The 24,467-nt window shown below is 41.9% G+C and carries 25 protein-coding genes; 11 read left to right on the plus strand and 14 right to left on the minus strand.

The window, feature by feature from the left end:
* Positions 1–939 precede the first annotated feature (939 nt).
* The 8 genes from IJT21_10270 to IJT21_10305 form a co-directional block, all read right to left on the minus strand.
* On the minus strand, positions 940–1,086 hold the full coding sequence (locus IJT21_10270; GenBank protein ID MBQ7578635.1) for a hypothetical protein: 147 nt from the start codon (positions 1,084–1,086) through the stop codon (positions 940–942).
* A 78-nt stretch (positions 1,087–1,164) separates the two neighbouring features.
* Positions 1,165–2,514: a tRNA uridine-5-carboxymethylaminomethyl(34) synthesis GTPase MnmE gene (mnmE, locus tag IJT21_10275; GenBank protein MBQ7578636.1), complete on the minus strand. Its 1,350-nt coding sequence runs from the start codon at positions 2,512–2,514 to the stop codon at positions 1,165–1,167.
* On the minus strand, positions 2,490–3,776 hold the full coding sequence (locus IJT21_10280) for a CCA tRNA nucleotidyltransferase (GenBank protein MBQ7578637.1): 1,287 nt from the start codon (positions 3,774–3,776) through the stop codon (positions 2,490–2,492). The genes mnmE and IJT21_10280 overlap by 25 nt, the downstream gene beginning before the upstream one ends.
* 45 nt (positions 3,777–3,821) lie before the next feature.
* Positions 3,822–4,424, minus strand: a complete 603-nt coding sequence (locus IJT21_10285) for a cytidylate kinase-like family protein (GenBank protein MBQ7578638.1) — start codon at positions 4,422–4,424, stop codon at positions 3,822–3,824.
* A 202-nt stretch (positions 4,425–4,626) separates the two neighbouring features.
* Positions 4,627–6,654, minus strand: a complete 2,028-nt coding sequence (locus IJT21_10290; GenBank protein MBQ7578639.1) for a M13 family metallopeptidase — start codon at positions 6,652–6,654, stop codon at positions 4,627–4,629.
* Positions 6,641–7,681: a PQQ-binding-like beta-propeller repeat protein gene (locus IJT21_10295; GenBank protein MBQ7578640.1), complete on the minus strand. Its 1,041-nt coding sequence runs from the start codon at positions 7,679–7,681 to the stop codon at positions 6,641–6,643. The genes IJT21_10290 and IJT21_10295 overlap by 14 nt, the downstream gene beginning before the upstream one ends.
* A gap of 77 nt (positions 7,682–7,758) precedes the next feature.
* Positions 7,759–8,535: a transporter substrate-binding domain-containing protein gene (locus IJT21_10300; protein MBQ7578641.1), complete on the minus strand. Its 777-nt coding sequence runs from the start codon at positions 8,533–8,535 to the stop codon at positions 7,759–7,761.
* A gap of 1 nt (position 8,536) precedes the next feature.
* Positions 8,537–8,740 (minus strand): hypothetical protein, encoded by a 204-nt coding sequence (locus IJT21_10305; GenBank protein MBQ7578642.1) that lies wholly within the window; start codon positions 8,738–8,740, stop codon positions 8,537–8,539.
* Here IJT21_10305 and IJT21_10310 point away from each other — a divergent pair.
* The gene (locus tag IJT21_10310) at positions 8,709–9,059 is read left to right on the plus strand and encodes a hypothetical protein (GenBank protein MBQ7578643.1); all 351 of its coding nucleotides are present in this window, start codon (positions 8,709–8,711) and stop codon (positions 9,057–9,059) included. The genes IJT21_10305 and IJT21_10310 overlap by 32 nt on opposite strands.
* Positions 9,060–9,119: 60 nt before the next feature.
* On the opposite strand, the gene IJT21_10315 is transcribed toward IJT21_10310, so the two are convergent.
* The 3 genes from IJT21_10315 to IJT21_10325 form a co-directional block, all read right to left on the minus strand.
* A complete protein-coding gene (locus IJT21_10315) occupies positions 9,120–9,914 on the minus strand; it encodes a transporter substrate-binding domain-containing protein (GenBank protein ID MBQ7578644.1) in 795 nt (264 codons plus the stop codon).
* Between the two features lie 14 nt (positions 9,915–9,928).
* Entirely contained in the window at positions 9,929–10,303 is a 375-nt protein-coding gene (locus tag IJT21_10320; protein MBQ7578645.1) for a hypothetical protein, read from the minus strand.
* Between the two features lie 105 nt (positions 10,304–10,408).
* The gene (locus IJT21_10325; GenBank protein MBQ7578646.1) at positions 10,409–10,606 is read right to left on the minus strand and encodes a hypothetical protein; all 198 of its coding nucleotides are present in this window, start codon (positions 10,604–10,606) and stop codon (positions 10,409–10,411) included.
* Positions 10,607–10,751: 145 nt separating this feature from the next.
* Here IJT21_10325 and IJT21_10330 point away from each other — a divergent pair, with 145 nt between their 5' ends.
* Positions 10,752–12,161: an MATE family efflux transporter gene (locus IJT21_10330; protein ID MBQ7578647.1), complete on the plus strand. Its 1,410-nt coding sequence runs from the start codon at positions 10,752–10,754 to the stop codon at positions 12,159–12,161.
* Between the two features lie 641 nt (positions 12,162–12,802).
* Here the strand turns inward: IJT21_10330 and IJT21_10335 are convergent.
* Positions 12,803–13,750: a phosphatase PAP2 family protein gene (locus tag IJT21_10335; GenBank protein ID MBQ7578648.1), complete on the minus strand. Its 948-nt coding sequence runs from the start codon at positions 13,748–13,750 to the stop codon at positions 12,803–12,805.
* Between the two features lie 81 nt (positions 13,751–13,831).
* Between IJT21_10335 and ilvB the strand changes: the two genes are divergently transcribed.
* Positions 13,832–15,574 carry a biosynthetic-type acetolactate synthase large subunit gene (gene ilvB, locus IJT21_10340; protein ID MBQ7578649.1) on the plus strand — a complete coding sequence of 581 codons (1,743 nt, stop codon included), beginning with the start codon at positions 13,832–13,834 and terminating at the stop codon, positions 15,572–15,574.
* A 12-nt stretch (positions 15,575–15,586) separates the two neighbouring features.
* Positions 15,587–16,099 carry an acetolactate synthase small subunit gene (ilvN, locus tag IJT21_10345; protein MBQ7578650.1) on the plus strand — a complete coding sequence of 171 codons (513 nt, stop codon included), beginning with the start codon at positions 15,587–15,589 and terminating at the stop codon, positions 16,097–16,099.
* Between the two features lie 44 nt (positions 16,100–16,143).
* Here the strand turns inward: ilvN and IJT21_10350 are convergent, their stop codons facing one another.
* Both IJT21_10350 and IJT21_10355 read right to left on the minus strand, forming a co-directional pair.
* A complete protein-coding gene (locus IJT21_10350) occupies positions 16,144–17,373 on the minus strand; it encodes a GGDEF domain-containing protein (GenBank protein ID MBQ7578651.1) in 1,230 nt (409 codons plus the stop codon).
* A gap of 192 nt (positions 17,374–17,565) precedes the next feature.
* Positions 17,566–18,150 (minus strand): hypothetical protein, encoded by a 585-nt coding sequence (locus IJT21_10355; GenBank protein MBQ7578652.1) that lies wholly within the window; start codon positions 18,148–18,150, stop codon positions 17,566–17,568.
* A 65-nt stretch (positions 18,151–18,215) separates the two neighbouring features.
* Here IJT21_10355 and IJT21_10360 point away from each other — a divergent pair, with 65 nt between their 5' ends.
* The 7 genes from IJT21_10360 to IJT21_10390 all read left to right on the plus strand — a co-directional run.
* Positions 18,216–18,632, plus strand: a complete 417-nt coding sequence (locus IJT21_10360) for a hypothetical protein (GenBank protein MBQ7578653.1) — start codon at positions 18,216–18,218, stop codon at positions 18,630–18,632.
* Complete coding sequence (locus IJT21_10365) at positions 18,613–20,613, plus strand: V-type ATP synthase subunit I (protein MBQ7578654.1); 2,001 nt, start codon at positions 18,613–18,615, stop codon at positions 20,611–20,613. Before IJT21_10360 ends, IJT21_10365 begins: the two co-directional genes overlap by 20 nt.
* Before the next feature lie 40 nt (positions 20,614–20,653).
* Positions 20,654–21,136, plus strand: coding sequence for a V-type ATP synthase subunit K (locus IJT21_10370; GenBank protein MBQ7578655.1), 483 nt, complete (start codon positions 20,654–20,656; stop codon positions 21,134–21,136).
* An 18-nt stretch (positions 21,137–21,154) separates the two neighbouring features.
* Positions 21,155–21,733: a V-type ATP synthase subunit E gene (locus IJT21_10375; protein MBQ7578656.1), complete on the plus strand. Its 579-nt coding sequence runs from the start codon at positions 21,155–21,157 to the stop codon at positions 21,731–21,733.
* Between the two features lie 14 nt (positions 21,734–21,747).
* Positions 21,748–22,746 (plus strand): V-type ATPase subunit, encoded by a 999-nt coding sequence (locus tag IJT21_10380; GenBank protein ID MBQ7578657.1) that lies wholly within the window; start codon positions 21,748–21,750, stop codon positions 22,744–22,746.
* Entirely contained in the window at positions 22,736–23,068 is a 333-nt protein-coding gene (locus tag IJT21_10385) for a V-type ATP synthase subunit F (GenBank protein MBQ7578658.1), read from the plus strand. The genes IJT21_10380 and IJT21_10385 overlap by 11 nt, the downstream gene beginning before the upstream one ends.
* A gap of 24 nt (positions 23,069–23,092) precedes the next feature.
* Positions 23,093–24,467, plus strand: a 1,375-nt coding sequence (locus IJT21_10390) for a V-type ATP synthase subunit A (protein MBQ7578659.1), incomplete at its 3' end; no start/stop codon positions are given.

Below are 24,467 nucleotides of genomic sequence, written 5' to 3' on the forward strand. Positions count from 1 at the left end.
CTTTTTGAATTCATCATTATATTTTACTGAACGAGTTCTCATATTTTATGTCTCCTTCCTAAATTTCTTATTTTGCTGTCCACTTTATTAGGATAACACCAAACTGAATGTGAAATTAAGCGGCTAAAAAGGGGACGGACATCAGAATACTACAGCAGCAAGAAAAAGAAATACACAGAAAAGCTCAAATAGTAATAAATTATATTACAGGGGAAATTTTTGCTGTAGATTTTTGCGGAGGCCGTAATTATTTAAGCAGAGCGAACTACCATTATCAGAACATACAAGTTTAATAGCAGATAAGGATTATCAGGGTATCAGAAAGATTCATAAAAATAGTCTTCATCCAATAAGACGCAGGAAAAAAGTTCCACTCACTGATAATCAGAAGGCATATAATCGTAAGATAGGTTTGTCCAAAATTTTGTGTAATTAGAAAAATGAAACCTTGCAAATACTAAATTTCGGATTCCGTTTTCTTGTGTCAGTGAGAACAGTTAAATTTTTGTTGATTATTTCTGCGTCAATAGTACCCTTGAAGGGCTATTTAAAATTTTCCGGCTGCATCGTTATTCTTTGAAACGCTGTCGAGATAAATAATTTCCGGCGATTCATTGCTGAAATTCTTAACATTGTTCTATCGGTGTCAAAACCAGTGAAGGCCGGCTCTCTGAAATTTTCTAGTTCTTCAGGAGTAACAGCCGCTTGATAATTTCTATCATCATATGAATAATTTGACGCGAAGTCCTGAATTAGCCATTTCTGCCGGCAGTGCTGAGTCTACTTAACATGTACTCATAAACATCGCCCTAAGTCTATCACCCATTAAGCCCACGAATAATTTTATCGAGTAATTGCGGAGTAGAAATCATAAAATTTGCGTCGCTCATGTATTGGGCAAATGTTGAAATAGTCTCGTTTATGTTGTAGGGGTTGTATTTATATTCCCGTTTTCGTCAAAGTCAGGGAGCTGGCTGTAATTCCGGCGGGGTCATCATGAATAAAATTGCTCCATCGCATTGACTGATCGATTTTAGAATCTGGGAAAATGGAGTCCTGAATATTTTTGCCCGTTGTCTGTGTCATCTTTATTCTTGAGGGTTCCTGTAATCATGAAATTTTGCGTTAATCTCCACATAAATTTTTGCAGTAATTACAGTTAATTTATTTCCCTACACAAAATCGGCTGAACATGGAGTCAAGTAATTCATCGCTGGGATCGAGGCCAAGCACGCGCAATAAATCGAGCCTTGCAGAATTTAATAATCCGGCTGTAATGTCTTCTCCCATGCAGTTAATAATTGAGTCTCTAGCGTTCCTCAATGAGTCAAGCGCACTATTAAGAGTCTCTAACTGTCCTGCGCTGGTATTAAGTCCCGACGACAATAACGAATCTTTACATGCAATACGGTAAATTAAAGCCTTTAATTCATCGAGGCCGGTTAAATTTTTTGCAGAAATAGAAATTTGTTCGCGTTCTGAATTAATTTGCTGATTCACCTGCGTTAAGTCTGACTTGTTGAGAATAATAATACTTCTGTCATTGAGTGAGTCAATAAAAATTTTCTCGTCATTATTTAATTCGCGCGAAGAATCAATTACGTACAAGCAAATATCACTGTCATTTATGGCCGATTGAGCGAGCTTTATTCCTTCAGATTCTATAACATCATCTGATTTTCTGAGTCCTGCTGTATCAGTTAATATCACGGGAACGCCGTTAATAATTATGCTCTCATTGATAATATCGCGGGTTGTGCCGGGAATGTCCGTAACAATTGCGCGGTTTTTGCCGAGTAAAGCATTTAGCAGCGACGATTTGCCGACATTAGGAGACCCAGCAATAACGACTCTTACTCCTTCATTTAACAGCATACCAGCTGAACAACGCGAGATTAAATTTTCAAGCTCATTAATGACACCTTCAAGCCGTAATAAAATATCGCTCTCGTAAATTTCGCCCTCCGGAAAGTCTAAGCCGATTTCAATACTTCCCTGAATGTCTAAAATTTTGTCGTGGATATTATGAGCAATTTTTGATAATTCGCCGTTGAGAGTTCTTGCTGCTGCGTGAAGTGCTTCAATGCTGCGTGATTTAATGAGCGTTAAGACTCCTTCAGCTTGTGATAAATCGATTCGGCCGTTAATGAATGCGCGTCGTGTAAATTCTCCGGGGTCTGCTGGTCTTGCGCCGTTTTTGAGCAATAAATCAAGACATAACCGGGCGATTAATATTCCCCCGTGAGTGTGAATTTCTGCGAGATTTTCACCTGTATACGTGTTAGGAGCGTTGAATCTCACAGCCAAGACTCTATCTATAATATTTTGCGAGTCGTCCAATAAATTTGTTAAATATAATTTTCCGGGAGTATCAAAATTTTTGCGGGATAAGATTTTCCCGGAAATAGTAAAAGCGTCGAGCCCGGAGACTCTTATTATTGCGATTCCTCCTTCGCCCAACGCTGTAGAGATTGCCGCTATAGTATCGTTCACGCTGTCTGCGCCCTCAGCCAAGCCTCTGCACCTGCACGACTGCTGACTTTTCCTGTACCTACTGCCATATCGAGACCGTCAAGAAGTTCACCGACTCTGCGTCCCGGTTTCATGTTTAAGAGCGTCATTACTTCACGGCCGGTCATGTAGCGTGTAGAGCCTTCTGTTTGCAGCCTTACATTATTGAATCTGCGTAGAACCTGCTTTAAATTCCATGAGTTATTATCAAGAACGTCGCTGTATTCTTCCGCGAAACCTCCTGCATAAGCAACAGATTTTGCAAATTGAAGAGCTACTTCTATTGCATCGCGTGAAAATTCGAGAACGTCCTCACAGAATTTTTCTTCTGATACGGGGTTATAAAAAGTTTTGTAGCTGTCGAGAGTTGCAATTACTTCATCAATAGTTTCTGACGGGATATTCCAGCGTGTCATATAATCAGTTATTCTGCGGTCTGTTAGCTTTGTTCTGTCTGAGCCGTCAAGAGTCTTAGTGCCGATATGCTGGAAGAGTCCGGACAAGACAAAAGAGTCGCTCTGCATTAATTTATTTGTGTCGAGGCGTGACTCAATTACTTGCAGGACTGTCAAAACATGCTGATAAAGATTGCTGCCTTTACCGTCGGGAATATATTTAAGTTCGTCAAGCTCCTTCAGGAAATAGGGCAATAATCTATAATCGTCGCACATTTTTATGAATCTGTGAGGCCGTCTGCTGAGTCCCTTCATGATTTCGCGTCCCCAGCGTTCTTGGGGAATATCCTTCATTCTATCTGCGTGAACGTCTAAAAATTTTCTTACGTCGGTGTCGCTCTTCCAGAAAATATCCATCTCAAATTCAGCAGCAAAACGGAGCATACGCAAAATTCTCAACGGGTCAGCCTCGATTAATTCGACATTATCGCCGGTGAGTCTAATAACTTTATTGCGAATATCGAATCTGCCTCCGAATGGGTCAATCATTCCGCCGTCAGAACGTATAGCAATAGCTTCAATGCTTAAATCACGGAAGGCTAAATCGTCTTCAATTGTCGCGCCTCTGAGACCGAATGCCCTGAAAGGAACGCTCATAATTTCTCCGCGCAGAGCTGGGAAGGGGCCGCGTGAGTCAACTGTGCCGGTTCCGAGAGCTTTAGATATTCCGTACATATCATCAGAATCTACAGCGAGAGTAATAATTTCCGGTTGTATTCCCATTTCAAGCATTCTGACAGTATCGCCGACAAGCCAGGCTTTTGTGCCAGTTTCTTCGACCTTTTCAAGGACGTCTAAATAATTTCTCAATGTATTCATCTCCTCGTTTAAGATAAAGAATTTGGTGTATAGATTTTAGCAAATTTTAGCGACAAACTCTGCTATTTTAGCAGGTTCTATATTTCCTGTATTAATACAAATATCGTAATTAGCTTTATCGCCCCATTTTTGTCCGGTGTAGAACTCGTAATAATCTGCACGTGATTTATTAATCTGCTCGATTCGTTTAGCAAGCTCATTTTCTGACATTCCTGCGCCTTTCTCGTAATCACTGCTTTTATTTGCCTGACACCGTTTAATTTTGCTGTTCATGTCCGAATAAATGAATAATCTAAACGGGTTAAGCTCGCGTAAAATATAATCTGCCCCTCGTCCTACGATAATGCAGTCAGATTTTGAAGCCATTTCACGGATTATATTATGCTGTTCCTGCTGCACAGATTGATTATAATCCGGAATTACCGCCCAGAAAGTCCGCCCCGTATGAATCGGAAACGGGATAACGGGTCTATGTTCCGCGACATTTTGAACGTATTTCTCTGATAGAGACGTGCGCTTTGCTATTTCCGATATAATTTCGCGGTCGTAATATGCAACTTTGAGAATCTCGGCAAGTTTGCGGCCAACTTCACGACCACCGCTGCCGAACTCGCGCCCAATCGTGATTATCTTGTTCATAAAAATTTCCACCTCCCATTGAAGTTATAAATCTTAGCAGAAATTTTTTACAGCTGATAGAGTGAATTTGCTGATAAATGCGTGAATGGTGAAGGAGTTTCCGCCGCCGAGCAGGGTGGGCGGGTGGGGCGAGGCGGCGGCTTGATTCTGTTATATTATATTTTAGTGCAATAATGGCGAAATATTGTGTAAACGCTTTATATTACCAGACTGCAACGCGCGAGTCAGGAGCTAAATACATTTCATCGCCAGACACAATTTTATATGTATCGAAAAATTCCGGGAATTGCTGCACTATTGCATTGACTCTGATATAGGGCATCGCGTGAACATCAAATTTTAACAAACTGTCGATTCTTTCGCGGGTCTGCACTAACTTCCAGATTTTAGCGTACTGTCTGAAAAATTTATCATAGTCAAACCCTTTATGACTTGCAGCTATACCTAACATTGCTTTAATGCCGGTCATGTCTGCTATTGTCTCAGTGTGAACAAGTGCGCCGTTATAGTGCGTTCCGGTATCATCAACTATCATTGTGCTTAAATATTTTATGAGCCTGTCTGCGCGTTCGTTAAATTCTTTGAAGTCTTCAGCAGTCCACCACATGAACATATTGCCGGTTTTGTCGAATTGTGCGCCGCGTGTGTCGAATGCATGAGAAATTTCATGACCGATTACCATTCCGATAGCGCCGAGTTTCTGCTCATAAGACATTGAAGAATTATAGAAATCTCCTCCCAGAATGCCGGCTATAATGTTAATCGAGTTTTCTGAAGGCTTGTAATAGGCATTTACGACTGTAACATCAGAGATCCATAAATCGTGGTCTACTTTAGTGTTCAGACGGTCATAAAAATATTTCTTGATGCCGAAATCGCGAATTGACTCGAGAGCTTCTAACAATGTCCCGTTTGGATTTATTGTCAAGTCGGAATAATCGACCCATTTATCAGGATAAGCAGAATTAAGCCTCATTGAGTCAAGTTTCTCGATTGCTTTTGCGCGGGTTTGTTCGGAGAGCCATTTTTCAGATTTGAGCATTTCACGATAAAATTTCACTGTATCGCGCATAATTTGAGTAATCTCGTCTTTTGTCTGGCTGCTGACATGTTTAGACAGGTATAATTTAGAGACCGGAACAGATAAATTGCCGTGAACAAAATCTACTGCGATTTCATTATCGGGCTTGCTGCCTTTAGTGCCGTTGCGCTCGTTTGATAATCGCTGAAGTTCTCTATATGCGGGCTCGTCGATTTTTCCCATGTAGGAGCTTGCAAGGTTCCTGATTAGATATGCTTTAATTGAGTCAAGATTTTCGCTCGTGTATAAATCATTCAAAGCCTTTAACCATTCGGGTTGTTGGAGGTTCATGAGTCTTGAATTTGCTTTGTGAGCCTCTATTATGTCAGCGAAGGGGAAAATTTTAGATTTCTCGCGCAAATCATCAAGTGAAAGCGGGTTATAAGTTTTCTCGATAGCTTCAGGGGACTCAAGCTCATTAACGTTCATCATGTGAGCAGCAATTTTTTTCTCGAACTCGAAAGCACTTGCAATAATGCCTGAAATTTTTGACTCGTCATAGCCTAAACGCCTGAGCATATAATTAGCTACAGAGTCATTAAATTTTTTCGTGCGCGCTCCGTTTGTTGATAAATTTTTATATTCTGCCGAGTCTCCCAGTGATAAGCCGGTCGGTACTAATTCAAGATTGTAAGATTCAGAGTCTTTGTTGTCGAGTCCGAGTCCGAAATCAGCAATTACTAAGCTGTTATTAAAGCTCGTCTTTGACATAAAAAATTTGTTGAGATCATCAAGAGTCTTTATTGCTTCAATTTCGCGAATTAATTCGGGTAAATCGCCGAGACCGTTTTTATTTCGTTTGTCCCAGTCGAGCCAGAGAGAATATAAATTTTGTACGATTTCTGCGTCATGGCCGGTTAAAGATTTGTCGGTCATTATTGCGCGTAAATTTGCGTCTAATTCGTCCTGAAGCTCTGTGAATGCTCCTGTGCGTGAGTAGCCCGGCTTTAATTTCGCGTTAATCAGCCACTCATAATTGACAGCTCCGTAAAAATCGTTTTTCAATGACGGGTGATAATCATTATTCTTTACTGCTCCGATTAAATTAGTATTAAGCCAGGGAGTCTGCGCGGTTTTCTCGCCTGCAAACGCCCTGACTTGAAATAATGACATTATTACTAATGCCGCAAAAATTTTACTGAAGCACATAAAGTGAATGGCCTCCGGTTACGTAAATAGTTCCGTTATCGTCTGCAATATGAGGATAACCGCCGACATTGAGATTAAATCTTACTGCGCCGGTGTTGCCGTCAAGAACGTAAAGAGTTCCGCTTGATGTTCCTGCAAAAACGAGTCCGCCTGAAATTACGATATTGCCGCTGATTTCTCCGCCAGAAGCACCGCTTAAATCTGACTCCCATAAAATTTTGCCTGATTTTGCGTCAAGAGCTGCGACTGTGCCTCTTCCTGTGCCGACAACTACATGATTACTGCTGACAGCTGGAGCAGTTGTAACAACATCAGAAACTTTTGTGTGCCACTCTGGGACAATACCTTTAATTTTTACTGACTGGACAGAGCCGTCCCACGCAGAAAAATATACATTGCCGTTTACTACGACTGGGGTATTAATTGCACCGCCTGCACCGCCTCCGCCGATTCTTTTGCCGTTGTTGGGTGAAATGATGTCAAGTTTTCCGTCATAACCGCCTAAAAATATAGTATCTTCGCCATAACCGGGGGCGACTCTGACTCTCTGGACTCCGCCGGCAAATGTCCATAAATTATTGCCGTTTTTCGCGTCAACTGCGTATAAATTTCCGTCATCGCGTGTGAATAAGATCATGCCTCCGCCGACTGTTACGCCGTCATTCATAGTAGAAGAAACGCTATCTGATGTAATCGGGAGATTTTGCCAGATAAATGCGCCGTCAGAGACTCGCAGACATGTTACAACGCCTTCACCGTCAGCAAAAATTACGTTGCCGCCGGAAATTGCCGGAGTTCCCTTTATTGAGCCTGCGACTCTATAGCCCCAGATCATACGGCCTGAAGTCTTGTCGATTGCGTAAATATCGCCGGTTTCTGTGCCGAATAAAATTGCATTGCCGCTCACTGTTACGCCGCTTGTAATGCCGCTCTGAAGTGCGATAACTTCTCTTGAACGCCCGGAAAATGCAGACGCTGCCGAAACTGTAAGAATTAATACTAATAACGCTAATAAAATTTTCTTCATAATAAAAATTTCACCTCGCAAAAAATTATACCCCCCGTTTTAATCGGAGGGCACGTGTAAATTATGTAAATTGATTGTTACTTATCAGCGAGAACTAATATAACCTGCTGGTCTGCGTCGTAGGGCTCGGAGAAATCCATAACTTTTTCGCGTTCTTCAGTTATGTTGAATGCTGAGCAAATCATATCGATTCGGCCTGACTCGAGTGCTTCAGGGAGAATGCTAAATCTGTAATCGACAACAACAAGCTCTTTGTTTAACTTTTTCGCAATTGCCGCGCATAATTCGATATCAATTCCCGCAAAGCCTTTATCAGTGCGCATTTCATACGGAGGGAACACAGCAGAACACCCAACCCAGAGTTTTCCGCCTTCTGCACCTTGATTGAACTCTATTGCTTCGGGGTCAGGTTCATCAACATGAAGATATTTAGAGATTATAGTTGACAATGTGCCGTCCTCTTTGAGTTCAGCAAGTGCCTTGTTTACGTCGTCGCGCAAAGTGTTACCCTTTTTGAATGCGATTCCGTAATAAGTGCTTTCGAGTGTTTCGGGCAAAATCTTTAAGCCGGTTTCATTGGCCATAAAGAATCTTGCGGGCGACTCGTCCATTACAACAGCGTCAACTTCGCCGGATTTGAGTCCAGCAAAAAGAGTCGTGAGGTCATTATACGTTAAAATTTTGTCTTGGCTTTCTATCATGATTCCGCGCAATAATGACTCTGCGATTGATGAACGAACTACGCCGACTTTAGCTGATTTAAGGTCGTCAAGGGTAGAGACTCCAGCAAAGGCAGAACACGCCATTAAAGCGATTATTGCTGTAATAAATATAAATCTTGCAAAAAATTTCATATTATCTTCCTCCCCGTCTTAACATTCTGCGGCGTTCTTCTTCCCAGCGTCTTTGTTCGAGTCTTGCGCGTTCACGTCTTAATTGTTCCTCGCGTATTTCTTGAGGTGTCGGCCTTTGTGGACGATTAGGCGGAACAGGACGAGGGGCGACTCTCGGCGGTTCTGGTCTCGGATTGAATCTAGGTCTAGGCGGTTCAGGTCTCACAACTGGCGGCTGCGGTCTGTGCGGTAATGGTGTAGAAGGTCTCCCTATTGCTCCGGGATTGACTCTCGGCGGAACATTCGGTTTTACTGGCGGTACTGGTCGCGGATGTACTGGTGCAGGATTGACTCTCGGAGGGACATTCGGTCTCACTGGCGGCTGCGGTCTTGGCTGTACTGGTGCAGGCTTGACTCTCGGCGGCTGCGGGGCTGGAATGCGTTTAATTGCTTCGGGCGGAATTATTGACGTAGAAGCAAAACTTACTCCCGAAAAAATTGCTGTTATTACAAATGAAGCTGCTAAAGTTTTTAATCTCAATTAATTAACCTCCTTGCATAAATAATTCCCCCGCTTTTACACGAGGGAGAAAAAATTTTTTCTGTTACTTCTTGTCAGCTGACTCCGGTTTATCGGCGAGGACTAAAATTACTTCTTGATCCGCGTCGTAAGGGTCAGAGAAATCCATAACTTTTTGACGTTCTTCATTAATAGTGAAAGCTGAACAAATCATATCGATTCGGCCTGATTCGAGAGCTTCGGGCAAAATTTCAAACCGGCAGTCAATCACAACAAGTTCTTTGTCTAACTTTTTCGCAATCGCCGCGCATAATTCAATATCAATGCCAGCAAAGCCGTTTTCTGTCCTGACTTCATAAGGAGGAAACACAGCCGAACACCCAAGCCAAAGTTTTCCGCCCTTTGCACCTTTGTTGAAGTCGATTCCTGCGGGGTCTGGTTCTGCATTGATATATTTTGCGATAATGTGCGCTAAAGTTCCCTCGTCTTTAATTTCCGTGAGAGCTTTGTTTACGTCATCGCGTAATTTATTGCCCTTCTTGAAAGCTATTCCGTAATAAAAACTTGCAACAGGTTCGTGCAAAACTTTCAAGCCGTCATAATTAATCAGAAAATATCTAGCAGGAGTCTCATCGAGTACAGCTGCATCAATAAGTTTCATTCTGAGGGCTTCAACGAGTGCGGAAACATTTTCGTACACAAAAATATTATCGTGCGAGTCTTTGAGCATTTCGTTAATAATCTCGTGGGCTGCTGAAGCGTTTTCGACTCCGACCTTTGCGCTTTTGAGGTCAGCAGGCGAATTAACTTCCGCGAAAGAACTTCCCGCCATGAGAACGACTAACGCAAAAATTGCAAAAAGTTTTGTAGAAAATTTCATTTTATCGTCCTCCTTTAGTCGCGGTTATTTCTTATTATTTCCGTGAGAATATCGCCCATGATTCTAGCTTCTCTGTCATGTCTGCGCCTGCGTTCGTAATCGCGTCTCATTTGTTCCTCGTACTGCCTGCGATCGTATTCGCGCCTTTCCCATTCCAAGCGGTCAAGTTCTCTGCGTTCTGCTTCCCAGCGCATTTGGTCTCTTCGTGCGCGTTCACGCATTATATAACCGGGCGGTGGCGGTGGAGGAGGAGGCGGGGGGGGCGGAGTCGGGCCGTAATTAGGGCGGGGCGGCGGTGCATAACGATAAGCAGCTAAAGCAGTCGCGCAAAAACAAACTGATAATGTAGCTGCCAAGAAAAATAACGCTGCTAATTTCTTGAGTCTCAATTTCTTAACCTCCTATTATGAATGAAATATTAATGAAAGTAATTATATACCCTCTCCAGCGCGAGAAATAAAGCAAAACAACGGAGAGGGGACAATCACATGAAGTTAAACATACTGCTCGATCTGGTCATGAACTACAACGAGATTATTAAAATCTTCGATCTTGGGACGCTGAACCATTATAGGCTCTCTGACGTGCAAATATTGAGTGTCGACCCGTTTAATAGTGAATCCCCTTTCAAGCCTGCTGACAAAACCAGAAGTATTTATTATGCTGCTGGTCTGTACGATTTGCATTGACATTGATTAACCCCTCCTTGAGTTATAATTTTGCCTATATTCTACACTAAATTTCTTATGCGTTCACGGTGATATAATATTTCGTGCTGTGCAGCAATTAATTTGCGTAAGTCCGAGCGAAAAATTTTTACTCGGAAGGTGTATTAACTTGAATCCAAATGATTTTCTCGAACGCGAACCGGTCAGCAAACTGTTAATAAAATATTCTGTTCCGTTAATAATTTCTTTGTTAGTAGCAGCATTATATAACATAGTCGACCAAATTTTTATAGCAAACGCTGATTATTTAGGCTCGAACGGTAACGCAGCAAATAATGTAGTCTTCCCATTGACAGTAATAGCACTTGCCTTCACGCTTTTAATAGGCGACGGGGTCTGCGCTTTTGTGAGCATGAGTCTAGGCGCAAGAAATATCAAGCAGGCGGGCGACACAGTTGGGAGTGCGGTTTTACTTTCTTCAACGACGGGAATAATTATCGCAGTTGTATATTATATTTTCCGTGAAGAGCTGTTAACTTTTTTCGGCGGAAGAATTAACGACGAGACATTTAATTTTGCGCTTGAATATTTTGCGTTCATAATTCCGGGAATACCTTTTTACGTTTTCGGCCAAGCTATGAACCCGATTATATCAGCTGACGGAAGCCCAAATTACGTAATGTTTTCGACTCTAATGGGGGCAGGGATAAATATAATTCTCGATCCGATATTTATTTTTGCGTTTCACTTGGGGATGATGGGTGCGGCACTTGCTACGATTTTAGGGCAGATTTTCACGGCGTTTATGTCAGCACGTTATATTTTCTGCAAAATGAAGGCCGTAAAATTTTCGCGCGCTAATCTCTCGTATAATCCTGCATTAATGAAGCGTTATCTGCCGCTTGGTATGTGCAGTTTTCTATCACAAATTTCACTTGTAATCAGTGTTGCAGCAGTAAATCTCATGATAAAGAAGTACGGCGCATTAGATCCCGTTTTCAGTCAGCCGGAGTTTTCGCAGATTCCAATGGCGGTAATCGGAATCGTTATGAAATTCTTTCAAATTGTAATTTCTATAGTTGTAGGACTCTCTGCGAGCTGTACACCTATAACAGGTTTCAACATGGGAGCAGGAAGACATGACAGAGTCAAAAAATTATTTTCGCTGTTATTGACTTGTGAGACTGTAATTGGCTTGATTGCATTTGTTATAGTTGAATTTTTCCCGGCTAATATCGCAAATTTATTCGGAGCGTCGGGCGAAAGTGTTTATTATGCAGATTTTACGGTTAAGTGCTTCAGGACTTATTTATGCTTTATAGTGCTTGCGTGCGTGAATAAGGCTGCATTTATATTTATTCAGGCAATGGGACGGCCGTATATTTCTGCGGGGCTGTCGATGATTCGTGAAATAATTTTTGGTGCGGGACTAACGATTTTGATGCCGATTTTTATGGGACTTGACGGCGTTTTGTGGTCAATGCCTGCCAGTGATGGACTCACATTTATAGTATCTCTTGCTGTGATAATTATGATTTACAGGGAGTTAAGCGAGCCGGTTAATAATCTCGAATACTAGCGCGACTCATGTGCAGAAAGGGGGGAGTTATACATTAATGGCGATAAATTTTTTTATTTTTGCGTTGACTATATCTGTAATCGCGGGTTAAAATTTTTTATAATCAGCACACTTTAATAGCAGTAAAAACTTTTTGTGTCAGCACCGCAAATTATGTCATGTGCTTATATTGCGGACAAGAGTAGCAGCTGATGACTCCTCAATAAATGGCTCAAGCCCGTAAATGTTCAAGACCTCAATAATCTTTTAATGTCGTGTACAAATTCAAAGCAGCGGGAATATTTTATCAAGCTAATAAACATTTTCGTAAAACTATGACAAAATATTTTTGTTGAGCGCATATATATTAAAACTTGAAATTTGTTGTATATGTGTGACTCGTTTTTCCCCGCCCGTAGTTATAAATGCACGTTTCCGAAAGACTTTGCTTATATCACGCGCAAAAAAATTATTGAGCTATTTTCGCATTGACAGCAAAAATTTTTGTAGTCGTAAAAAAAATTACAGCCCTCCCGAAAATTTTTCATTTCAAGAGAACTGCACGCGATTTATAGTAATTGCACTAAAAACTTTTGCACGTTCGCGCTACCCCTTCAATCCGGGTGGGTGGGTGGGCAGAACGAACGACTTCGCGCGATAAATTATTTGCATTGAGCTGGACTTACGGCCGCAAAAATTTTCATCACAGCAGGCCACACCGCAATAATGTATAACATACTAAGCAGACCTCTTGAGAATCTCAGCACTTCAGACGCGTTAAATATGCTCCTGAACTCTATAAATATCAAAATATAAATCGTCATGCCCACTAAACCAAGCAAAACGCCCCTGAAATTAAATCCTGTATGCTGAAACTTTATAAATTTTTTGTCGAGATAACGCCCGATTAATAAGCCGGCCACTTCTCCTATATTCGGAAGTGAAGATTTTACCATGCTTACGGGGTCAACTAATAATTTACCGTTTGAGTCATAATTCATCGGGTAAGATTTCAGCTCGATATAAAGCAATGCAATCACACAAACTATCAAGCCCGAAACAAGCAAAAAATTTTCTTTCTCCGGATGAGCGTAAATATATTCAAAAATTTTTCCCGTTATCCATATCGAGAACACCGCCAAAATTACACCTACTACAACATCTTGCGGGGTGTGAACGCCTAAATAATTTCTTGACAACGCAGTTAATATAATCGCTATAACGCACAACCATGAAATTAACGCCGCTTTTTTCCTGTAAATTACAGCGAGTCCGCCGTAAATAGGCGCTGAGTCCATTACGTGCCCGCTCGGAAATGAATAGCCGCTTGCACCCTTTATAGCAATTTTGTCGGGGATAACTCGTGAATCTCTTATCCATGGACGATATACACAGCAAGTTAATTTAACTATGGAATTAATAAACCTGCTCACTTTCTGCGACACAAGAATATAAAGCCCGTCCCGCTTGTTTATGCACCAGTAAATAAATATCGGAATACAAATAAGTCCTGTAGCTGCTAAAGTCGTTACTGCATTGAAGAACGGCGTTAAAATATTGTCCGTTGCGTCTCGAAAATTTTGCAGCCATAATAAATATTCTATGTCCATTAAAAATTTTGCCTCCTTTAAATATTCATAAATTATAATATACTTGTATGAAAATTTTTAACTCGAGGGGAATTATAGTTCTTGAATAATACATACATGAAAATAAACGGCTCTGAAATATTAATGCAATGTCTAATCGAACAGGGAGTAGATACTATTTTCGGCTATCCCGGCGGAGCTATTTTGAACGTTTATGACAAATTATTTGATCACAAGGAAATCAAGCACATTTTGACAGCTCACGAGCAAGGAGCTTCACACGCTGCTGACGGTTATGCGCGCTCAACAGGTAAAGTCGGAGTCTGCTTTGCTACTTCAGGCCCAGGCTCTACGAATCTTGCAACAGGTGTAGCTACAGCATATATGGACTCGGCTCCTGTAGTATTCATCACGTGCAACGTTAACAGCGATTTAATAGGCCGCGACTCATTTCAAGAAGTCGATATCACCGGCGTAACTCTTCCAATTACAAAATGTTCGTACATAGTCAGCAAAGTTGAAAATTTAGCCGACACTGTCAGAGAAGCATTTGCCATCGCGAAATCAGGCAGACCGGGCCCGGTTTTGATTGACATACAGAAAAATGCAACCGCTGAAGAATGCGAATATTATCCCGTAACGCCCGAAGAATTTTACATGAGCACAGGCAGCAGAATCGAAAGACTCAGAAAGACTCATCATCCTAGCGTCGGTTATCCTGAAATTGATTTAAACGCTATTGACGAACTCGCAGAATTAATTGACAAGTCCGACAAACCTTTATTAATTTGCGGAGGCGGAGTCGTACGTGCTAAGGCCTCGCAGGAATTTCGGACTCTTGCAGCGCGAATTGATTCACCTGTCGCAATAACAGTTATGGGCGGCGGAGCTTTTCCCGGAGACAGCGATTTAAAAACGGGCATGATCGGTATGCACGGTTCTCAAGCGTCAAATATGGCGTGTGATGCGTGCGATTTATTAATTTCCGTCGGTTGCAGATTCTCGGACAGGGTTACACTTAATCCGGCAGGTTTCGCGAAAAATGCCAAAATCGTGCAAATCGATATAGACGCGTCAGAAATCGACAAGAACATTAAATCAGACCTGCACATAATCGGCGACGCTAAGAAAATTTTAAATCTCCTGCTCGTGAAATTAAAGCGGGACAAGAAAAATGACGCATGGAAAAATTACGTTTTCTCATTCAAGCGAGAAACAGAATACGACGACGACCCGAATCACGAGACTTTGACTCCCAAGCAGATTTTATCGGCAGCAGCTGAAATTTTGCCAAATGATACAATCGTTACTACAGACGTAGGACAACATCAAATGTGGGCGATTCAACATTTTAAATTCGATTATCCCGGACAGTTAATCACATCAGGAGGTTTCGGCACAATGGGATTCGGACTCGGTGCTGCAATAGGCGCGCAAGTTGGCAACCCTGACAAAACAGTTTTACACGTTACAGGCGACGGCAGCTTTAGAATGAACTGCAACGAACTAGCAACAGAACAATTTTACAAGCTCCCGATAATAACGCTTTTATTCAATAATTCGACATTAGGCATGGTCAGACAATGGCAGCATTTAATTTATAACGAGAGATACTCACAGACGACTCTAAATCGAGGCCCTGACTTCGCAAAACTTGCAGACGCTTACGGAATTCACGGCAGGAGCGTTCATGATGTCGAGTCATTGCGTGCGGTCTTGACTGAGGCTGTTAATTCTCGTGCTGACGGACTCGGCTGGGTTATTGACTGCAAAATTGATATTGACGAGATGGTACGGCCAATGGTCGGCGGAAATAGTTTCATCGTTAATTTCATGTTAGATTAGGGGTGAATCATCATGCAGGCAAAAGAATCAAATCAAAATTTAAAGCGTTATACAATCGTTACTGCAATGGATAACGAGGCCGGAGTCTTGTCGCAACTCGCGCATTTATTTTCACGCAAGGGCTATAACATTGAGACAATAGCAGCGGGCTGGACAGTGGATCAAAATGTTACTCGCTTCACAATAGAAATTTATTCCGACGAAGAGAGAATCAAATTACTTTGCAGCCAATTACGAAAATTAGTCCCGATTCATTATGTCGAAATTCTTGACCCGTCAAAGGCTATAAGGCGTGAATTAATGCTCGTCCGCGTTCATGCAGCAGACAGGGCAGCAAGAAATGAAATAATGCAGATAGCAAATATTTTCAGAGGATCAGTAATTGATATAACTCACGACTCTTTGACTCTTTCTGTTACTGGGGACGATCAGAAGACTTCAGCGTTTGAAAGTTTATTAAAGGAGTTCGGGATTATCGAGCTTGCACGCACAGGAATTGTAGCTATCGAACGCGCAGAAATGTAAAAAATTTTTCCTCCGGTTAATTATTTATTGCCGGGGGATTTGCTTTATCGTCTTTGTTCGCGTGCCTCGTTGAGCGATCTTACGGCCTCGTTGATTAATCCTGAAATTGTTTCTGTACGGCTGTAATTTTCGTATTTCGCAAAACCTATATTTACGCGCAGGAAATATTTTAATTTGTTCTTGGCAGCAGAGTTTATTACATAATTTCGTATACGTTCCGTGAATAATTCAAGCTCGTTATTGTCGATATTTGCAATTATCATAAATTCGTCGCCGTAATATCTTGCAGCAATGCATAAATACTCGTTTTCGCTGAAATCTTTTAACGCCTTCGCAGTGATAATTAACGCCCTGTCGCCCTCAAGCCGTCCGAACCGCCTGTTAATCGAGCTTAAGTCCTCTATATCGATCGCAAATAAATACAAATTTTCACGTTCGCCCAAATTAAATTTATTCGTCAAGTCCCTGATAAAACCGTTTCTGTTATGAATCTTCGTCAATGGGTCAATTGATATTAAGCTGTCAACGTAATAAATATAAACAAGCAAATCAGCAGTCAGCATTACAAAGCATAATAACGGCAGTCTAGGATTTAATAACTGCACAGGCCCGAAAATTACTATCAATACAGGGTAGAACGCAAATTTATTTATCGCTCCCAAACGCGAAAACGAACGCACTAACGCCGCAAAAGGGTAGAATAAATTTATCATGTGCACTAAATAAAATATTGAATCGTCCTGAATGTCAATATATAACGGACTCAAGACCAGAATCAATATATTTAACGCAAATGGAAGCGCGGAAAAAATTTTATTTCTCAGAGCAGCAAAAATTTTCGTATCCTGCCGTAGTTCACTGTAAATAAACCCAAGCAAGCAAATAAGCCCGAAACAAACAAAATTTATGCATGCCGCTACATACTGCAATGTGTCAGAACTAGTGAATATATTTATGTCAACAAGGACTCTAAATATTTTTGCGAGAAAATATAATACCTGCACAAGTAAAAGCCTGCTCCAGATTATTCGCGCTCCTGCCTGATCCGAAGAATTCTGCTGACAGATAAATAATATTACCGCCATAATAATGCAGAATATATGCGACTCTATGTGAAAAAATGCGTAGCCCGACGAGTTAAAAGCTGCTGAAGTATCCTGCACTAAACGCGATAAATTTTCCATTACGTAAATATAGCCTTCTTCATGATAATTTATTCTGTCATTAATGATATAATAAATTATAAATTTTTTCCCGATTAATTTACGAGACAAGAAAATATTTTTACAACTACATTTGCAACTACAAAAATGTTGATTCATTTATTAGCTTGCATGACTTAGCACAGAAAAATTTTTTATTAACGCGCAATTTTTTCACGAATAATTTTATATCACGAGACACAAAAATTTTTAAACGTTCATGAATCGCACAAAATGTTTTTTCCCGCCCGCCTCCCTATGAAATTATTGCACAGGATAAATGCTGTTTTTGTCAGGACAAGGGAAGATAAATTCTAACGTTCTGAAAAATTTTATTAAGCGTTTACCTTTTTCTGTGATTCTGTACTTACCTGAAGAATTTTGCTCGATATTGCCTATTGCAAGTTGTTCTGATATACGTTTTTGAGTCTCATTAGCTTTTACAAGATAGCCGTCTATAAATTGTTGTTGAAGTTCCTGCGTCGAATATAATTTTTCTGAGTTATCGTTCATGTATGACAAATAATAAATTGTATAAGATCTGTCAATTGATACTATTCCGACTGAAAAAAATAATGCCGTGAATAAAGCCGATATTGCAAGAGTCATCACTGAAGAATGCAAGTCAAATCCGGAAGTCCCCCCCCCCCCCTTAGTAATTTTACGTACAATCATCAAGCAAAGCAGCACAACACAGCACACGGCCTCAAGATACATTAAGCGGTAAAGAAAAATTTTTTGCCACTCAAATAAAGAAGTCCGCATTAATAAAGCAACTCCGCCCGCAATAATTATCGAGAACACACAAAACAAAATAAAAGATTTCAAGAGTTTATATACATCTTTCATGAAAAATTTGACTCCCTTCGTGAATTTAATTGCAAATATTATAAGCTAAGTGCTTTAACTGTTGAATGCGAATAAATTTTTTGTATAATAGACCGGTATTAATTCCAAATTATGACGCATTATTGACTGGAGGTGAACATTACAAAATGGCGGACAACCCTACAATAGCCGAGATTAAGGCAGCAGAGACTCAGGCAGCTGAATCAGTGCAGAAAGCTAGAGAAGACGCAGCCCGCAAACTTAATAGAGCAAGTGCAGACGCAGAAAACTCACTGAAGGAAGCACGACAGAACGCCGCGCGGCAATTCAGAGACAAGATCCGCAGAGCAGAAGAGGCCGCAGAGACAAAAGCAACCGCCGCACTCTCAAAACGTGAGGCAGACGCAAAATCTTTCTACGCTAAACATAAGGACAAAATCCCTGCAGCTGCTTCATTCATAACGGAAGAGGTGATGAAGAAATATGGGAGTAGCCAGGCTTAAGAAAGCAGAACTGTATTATCACAAATCCGTTCATGAACAAATTGCGGCAATACTTCAGGAGTCTGGAGCATGTCAAATCATCAGCACCGTTGCAGAAAATAATAAACCTGCTGATATTGAATCTCTAATCTCTATGACTGATGAAAAGCTCGCTGATGTTCGTTATTTGACGCGTACTCTTTCGCCTTTGTATGTCGATCCGGTTCCGGCACTCGATAGAATGTTGGGTGAACGAGACGAAGTTACTATGTCCGAACTTAAGGAGCTTGCATCAAAAACGGATTTGAAAGCGTTGTGCGAGTCTATTCGCGCAATTGAACACGAAATCGGAGAAGTAAAATCTAAGTTATCTGAAGCGCGCTCTAATTCTTTATTGCTGTCAGACCTTAAATTTTTGCCTTATCCCATTTCAGTTGTAACAGAAGGCACCCGCACTCTTACGGCCGTAATCGGAACTATCAAGGCCGAGAATCTAACCGGGTTAAATGCGGCTCTGGGCGATTTCTCGAAATTTGCGCAGGACAGTGAATTAATAATCGCTCCTCACAACGAGAAAGACAAAGCACAGGATGTTTACGCCGCTGTGATTTATTCGCGTAATATTGACTCTGAAATTCGGGAAATTTGCGCGAAAAATGGATTATCAATTATTGATGTGCCTGCAAGTCTCACAGGAACAGCAGAAGAGGAGCAGGAAAAATATTCAGCCTCAATCACCGAACTTGAAGCTAAAGAAATCGAGTTAGCTGCAAAATTGAAGGAAGCTGCACAATTAAACGTGCCGGCAGTGCAAAAACTTTCTGATTACTATAATAGCTTGTCAGTGCGTTATAACGGCATGTCAAAAAGTGAAGAGACTGAATCAACAATGCTGACAAAATTTTGGATTCCTGTTGATAAGACTCAGGATTTAAGCGAAAAAATTAACGCAGTCAGCACAGATATTGAACTTGTATTGAATGACCCTGCACCCGACGAGGAACCGCCGAGCTTGTTAAATAACGGCAACATGGTCAAACCCTTTAATGTATTGACGGAATTATATTCATCGCCGACATATAGAGGCATTGACCCGACTCCGTTATTAGCTCCATTTTTCTGGATATTTTTCGGGATGTGCTTGGGTGATGCAGGTTACGCGCTTGTTTTGTTCGGTACGATTATGTACGTCTTGAAGAAGTACAAGAAAATTTCCGGCGGCCTGAAAGAATTTATCAGACTATTTTTATTCTGCTCGGTGTCAACATTCATTTACGGTGTAATATCGGGCTCATTCTTCGGAGATTTTATTGATGCGTTCTTGCCTCCGTTAGTGCCGTTGAAAAATTCTTTAATGCTCGTTGATCCGATGAAGAATCCCATGCAGGTATTAGGAATCTCGTTATTATTAGGTGTGATTCACTTGATGTTCGGACTCTTAATTGCAGCATATGACAAGATGAGACACGGCGAATTTATTGACGCGATCGGAAACGATATTTCATGGTTCTTGTTTATAGTGGGCTTGTGCTTACTGGGTGTAACTATGGGCGGAATGTTACCGGCACACTTTGAGCAGATTGGTGCAGCGATGGCAGGACTCGGAGCAATAATTATTTTCTTGTACGCTGGCAAAGGCGAGAGAAATATTTTCAAGCGCATAATTTCCGGATTCTTAGCTTTATATGGCGCAACGTCATATTTAGGCGACATTTTGAGCTACAGCAGATTATTAGCACTGGGTTTCGGCTCTGCAGTAATCGGAGTAGTAATTAATTTGCTGGGCGGGCTTGCTTCTGATATTCCATATATCGGCTGGCTTGTTGCAGTAGTAGTTGTAATCGGCGGACATATTTTCAGCATAGCAATAAACATGCTTGGAAGTTTTGTACACCCGTTAAGGCTTCAATACGTCGAATTTTTCGGCAAATTTTACACGGGCGGCGGAGAACCGTTTACCCCGTTGACGCTCTCACAAGAATATGTAAATGTGAAGGCGTAGAAATAAAAATTTTTTACTCGAAAGGAAAGTGTTTATCATTATGGAACTTCTTGGACTTTCACTCGCACTGTTCGGGGCAGCATTAGCAGCAGCTCTAGCCGGCATAGGGTCAGCAATTGGAATCGGTATCGCAGGAGGAGCAGCAGCAGGAGTTATGACAGAGGATCCTAACAAATTCGGTTCATGCTTGATTCTTCAGGCGTTACCCGGCACACAGGGAATTTACGGACTCTTAATCGCATTCTTTGTGTTAAGCAAAATAGGACTTCTCGGCGGCGCGGGTGCAGTTGCATTAAATTGGAATCAGGGCTTGCAGATTTTCGCGTCATGTCTTCCGATAGCAGTTGTCGGCTGGTATTCAGCAATTTGGCAGGGCAAGACATCAGCGGCATCAATTCAGATGATTTCAAAGAAGCCTGAAGCAATGGGTAAAGCAGTAATTCTCCCCGCAATGGTCGAGACTTATGCAGTCCTTGCACTTCTTACGAGTATATTAATGCTCATGGGAGTTCAGGTAGGTTAATTAGGCAGGTGTTGATAAATGGCACTTGCAGACATCAAAGCAAAAATTAAAGCAGATTCACAGGCACAAATTAAAGCACTTGAGGCAGAGAATGACGCAAAAGTTCGCGACATCAGCCGCAAAGTAAACGCAGAAATTAAAGCCGTGCAGGATTCTTACGCGACGAGACTCGCAAAGGAAGAACCCGAAGTTTTGCGCAGACGTGAAATAGTTGCAGAGTTAGACGGCAAAAGAATCGATTTAGGCGTAAAGCAGCGTTTAATCGGTGAGGCTTTCGACGCGTCATTGAAGCAGATGACAGAATTAGCACCCGATAAATACGTGAAATTTGCTGATTCTTTATTGAAGCAGGCAGTAAAAACGGGAAAAGAAGTCGTCTTTGTCGGCAAGAACGAGAAACATTTAGATCAACGCTGGCTGGACGGTTATAATGCCTCACACAATACGAGCCTGACTCTTTCGTCTGAAAAATTGCCTATCAGCGGCGGTTTTGTGCTTCGTGATGATAAGATTGACACAAATTGTTCATGGGATATGCTTATTGCTAATGCCCGTGAAGATATAGAGACTGAAGTCGTGAAGCGTTTATTTGCGTAAGGAGGTGCAAGCCCGTGAGTTACGTTTATACCGTAGCACGAATACGGGGAATGGAAAATCACTTGCTTGAACCGGCGTTTTTCTCGCGTCTTATGGATAGCGCGGGCATTGATGACGCAATAAAGGCACTCGGCGACACAAGTTATTCGCAGTATATTTCGGGCGCGGCAAGTTTTGATAAGGCCATTGACTCGGAAATTTTAGCGACTTGCGAAGAGCTGAAAACTTTTGTACCTGATAAAGAATTGCTTGATATATTCAGGCTGCCTTACGATTTTCATAATGTGAAAGTCCTGCTAAAGGGTTTATTCAAGGTCAGGGGCGGAGACTCAGAGGGCAGGCGTTACGATTTGCTCTCGAAATTAGGGACGATTGACACTGAAGAATTAAAACTTGCGATCGAGACCGAAGAATATGGATTCTTGCCCTATGGACTCACTGATTTATTGCCTAAATGCTGGCAGCTCTGGGATCAGACGAAAAACGCTCAGTCAGTCGAATTATTAATCGATGATGCAATGTTTAAGGCGTTATTGAAAGTTGCAGAAGGTCTGAACATGCCCGAAATTCTTTACTGGGTTAAATCGCGCATTGATGTAGAAAATTTACGCAGCGTTATAAGACTCGCACGAATGAAATACGAAAGCGCAAAGGCTCTACCGTTTTTACACGACGGAGGGACAATCAGGGCCGATGACATGGCAAAATTGCTTAATGAACCCCAAGAGTCATGGGCGCGTCTGCTTTCACATTCTGATATTGCGTCAGTGTTAAGCGCGTTGCAGTCAGAAAGCGACATTAATTTATCACTCTCTGAAGTATCGAAATCGCTTGATGATTACTTGATTCGAGTTCTTGAGAGTGCAAAATATTCAATGGACGCTCCTGCAAATGTGTTACTTTATCTGCTGAACAAAGAGTCAGAAGCTAGAAATATGCGCGTCGCTCTTGTTTGTGTTGCAGGCGGATTAGACCGCGAATTTGGAAGGAGGCTTTTGAGCAATGGCAGATAATAAGCCTATGGCCGCAATCGGTTATTATGAGATGGCTTTACCCTTTCAAGCTGTAGGAGTCAAAAGTGTTATATTAACTCCTGAAACGCGCGATAAATTTTGCAGCACATTAGAGCAATTAGCACGTGAAGATTATGCAGTAGTATTCATTCAGGAAGATTTATTTGTCGAGTTCACTAGCAAAGTAGAAGAAGTTAATGACAATTACCAGACCAGCGTTTTGCCAGTGCCGAGTCCTTCAGGGGCGACAGGTGCGGGGCTTGCTTCAATACGTGGCAGCGTAGAAAAAGCCGTTGGAATGGATATTTTTGCGGAACGTTAAATTTTTGGAGGCGGGAGATATTAAATGCCTGAGAAGAAAGAAATCAAAGGAGTAATAGAGAGAATCTCCGGCTCTCTTGTAGTCGCTGGCGGTATGGAAGGCGCAAGCATGCAGGACGTTGTACACATTGGCGAGCTTGGTCTAGTCGGCGAAATACTTGAGGTCAACGGTGATAAAGCCTCGATTCAGGTCTACGAGGAAACATCCGGATTAATGCCGGGTGAGCCGGTTGTCTCAACTGGAGAGCCTTTAAGCGTTGAGCTTGGGCCGGGGATTATAGAACAGTTTTATGACGGAATACAGAGACCGCTTGAATTAATCGAGAAGGCAGCAAAGAGTCATTTTATTTCACGAGGAATCAGCGTCCCTGCACTTGATAGAAATAAAAAATGGAATTTCGAGCCCAAAGTTAAAGCCGGTGATGAAGTTATTGCAGGTGATGTGCTCGGAGTCGTTCAAGAAACCGTCGTAGTAGAGCATAGAATAATGGTCCCTAATGGAATCAAGGGAAAAGTTACGAAAATCGAGAAGGGCGAGCATACAATCGAGGACGTTATCGCAGTAATCGATGACAACGGCACAAAGCACGAAATCAAAATGTTACAGCGCTGGCCGGTCAGAAAGCCCAGACCCGTTAAGACTCGTCTTGCTCCTAATGTACCTATGACAACAGGTCAAAGAGTCGTCGATGCATTTTTCCCGGTTGCTTTGGGCGGGACTGCATGTGTTCCGGGGCCGTTCGGTTCAGGGAAGACAGTTATTCAGCACCAGTTTGCAAAGTGGGCGCAGGCTCAAATAGTTGTTTATGTCGGTTGCGGTGAACGAGGTAACGAGATGACAGACGTTCTTCTTGAGTTCCCCGAACTTGATGACCCTCAGACAGGCCAGCCCTTAATGAAGCGTACGACTCTTATAGCGAATACTTCAAATATGCCTGTTGCAGCTCGTGAAGCAAGCGTTTATACAGCTATCACACTTGCAGAATATTATCGTGATATGGGTTACTCAGTCGCGTTAATGGCAGACTCTACAAGCCGATGGGCCGAGGCTTTGCGCGAAATGTCCGGACGACTTGAGGAAATGCCCGGCGAAGAAGGTTATCCCGCGTATTTGGGGACTCGTCTTGCAAGTTTCTACGAGAGGGCCGGACGTTGTATCGTAAACGGTAAAGAAGGCCGCGAAGGTTCAATTACAGTTATAGGCGCGGTATCACCTCCCGGCGGCGACTTGTCAGAACCCGTCACACAAAACACTTTGCGCGTTACAAAAGTTTTCTGGGGACTTGATGCTAATCTCGCATATCAAAGACACTTCCCGGCTATTAACTGGCTGTCTAGTTATTCGCTTTATACTGATAGGCTTGATGCATACTGGGACGAAAAATTTGACGACCAGTGGA

Source organism: Synergistaceae bacterium (assembly GCA_017443945.1).
Taxonomy (GTDB): domain Bacteria; phylum Synergistota; class Synergistia; order Synergistales; family Aminobacteriaceae; genus JAFUXM01.

Excerpts from the sequence above, each read along its gene's own strand:
- IJT21_10290 (MBQ7578639.1), bottom strand. The coding sequence starts at position 6,654 with ATGTGCTTCAGTAAAATTTTTGCGGCATTAGTAATAATGTCATTATTT.
- IJT21_10295 (MBQ7578640.1), bottom strand. The coding sequence starts at position 7,681 with ATGAAGAAAATTTTATTAGCGTTATTAGTATTAATTCTTACAGTTTCG.
- ilvN (MBQ7578650.1), top strand. The coding sequence starts at position 15,587 with ATGCAGGCAAAAGAATCAAATCAAAATTTAAAGCGTTATACAATCGTT.
- IJT21_10325 (MBQ7578646.1), bottom strand. The coding sequence starts at position 10,606 with ATGTCAATGCAAATCGTACAGACCAGCAGCATAATAAATACTTCTGGT.
- IJT21_10385 (MBQ7578658.1), top strand. The coding sequence starts at position 22,736 with ATGGCAGATAATAAGCCTATGGCCGCAATCGGTTATTATGAGATGGCT.
- IJT21_10300 (MBQ7578641.1), bottom strand. The coding sequence starts at position 8,535 with ATGAAATTTTTTGCAAGATTTATATTTATTACAGCAATAATCGCTTTA.
- IJT21_10375 (MBQ7578656.1), top strand. The coding sequence starts at position 21,155 with ATGGCACTTGCAGACATCAAAGCAAAAATTAAAGCAGATTCACAGGCA.
- IJT21_10370 (MBQ7578655.1), top strand. The coding sequence starts at position 20,654 with ATGGAACTTCTTGGACTTTCACTCGCACTGTTCGGGGCAGCATTAGCA.
- IJT21_10270 (MBQ7578635.1), bottom strand. The coding sequence starts at position 1,086 with ATGACACAGACAACGGGCAAAAATATTCAGGACTCCATTTTCCCAGAT.
- IJT21_10285 (MBQ7578638.1), bottom strand. The coding sequence starts at position 4,424 with ATGAACAAGATAATCACGATTGGGCGCGAGTTCGGCAGCGGTGGTCGT.
- IJT21_10315 (MBQ7578644.1), bottom strand. The coding sequence starts at position 9,914 with ATGAAATTTTCTACAAAACTTTTTGCAATTTTTGCGTTAGTCGTTCTC.
- IJT21_10365 (MBQ7578654.1), top strand. The coding sequence starts at position 18,613 with ATGGGAGTAGCCAGGCTTAAGAAAGCAGAACTGTATTATCACAAATCC.
- IJT21_10355 (MBQ7578652.1), bottom strand. The coding sequence starts at position 18,150 with ATGAAAGATGTATATAAACTCTTGAAATCTTTTATTTTGTTTTGTGTG.
- IJT21_10335 (MBQ7578648.1), bottom strand. The coding sequence starts at position 13,750 with ATGGACATAGAATATTTATTATGGCTGCAAAATTTTCGAGACGCAACG.
- IJT21_10360 (MBQ7578653.1), top strand. The coding sequence starts at position 18,216 with ATGCGAATAAATTTTTTGTATAATAGACCGGTATTAATTCCAAATTAT.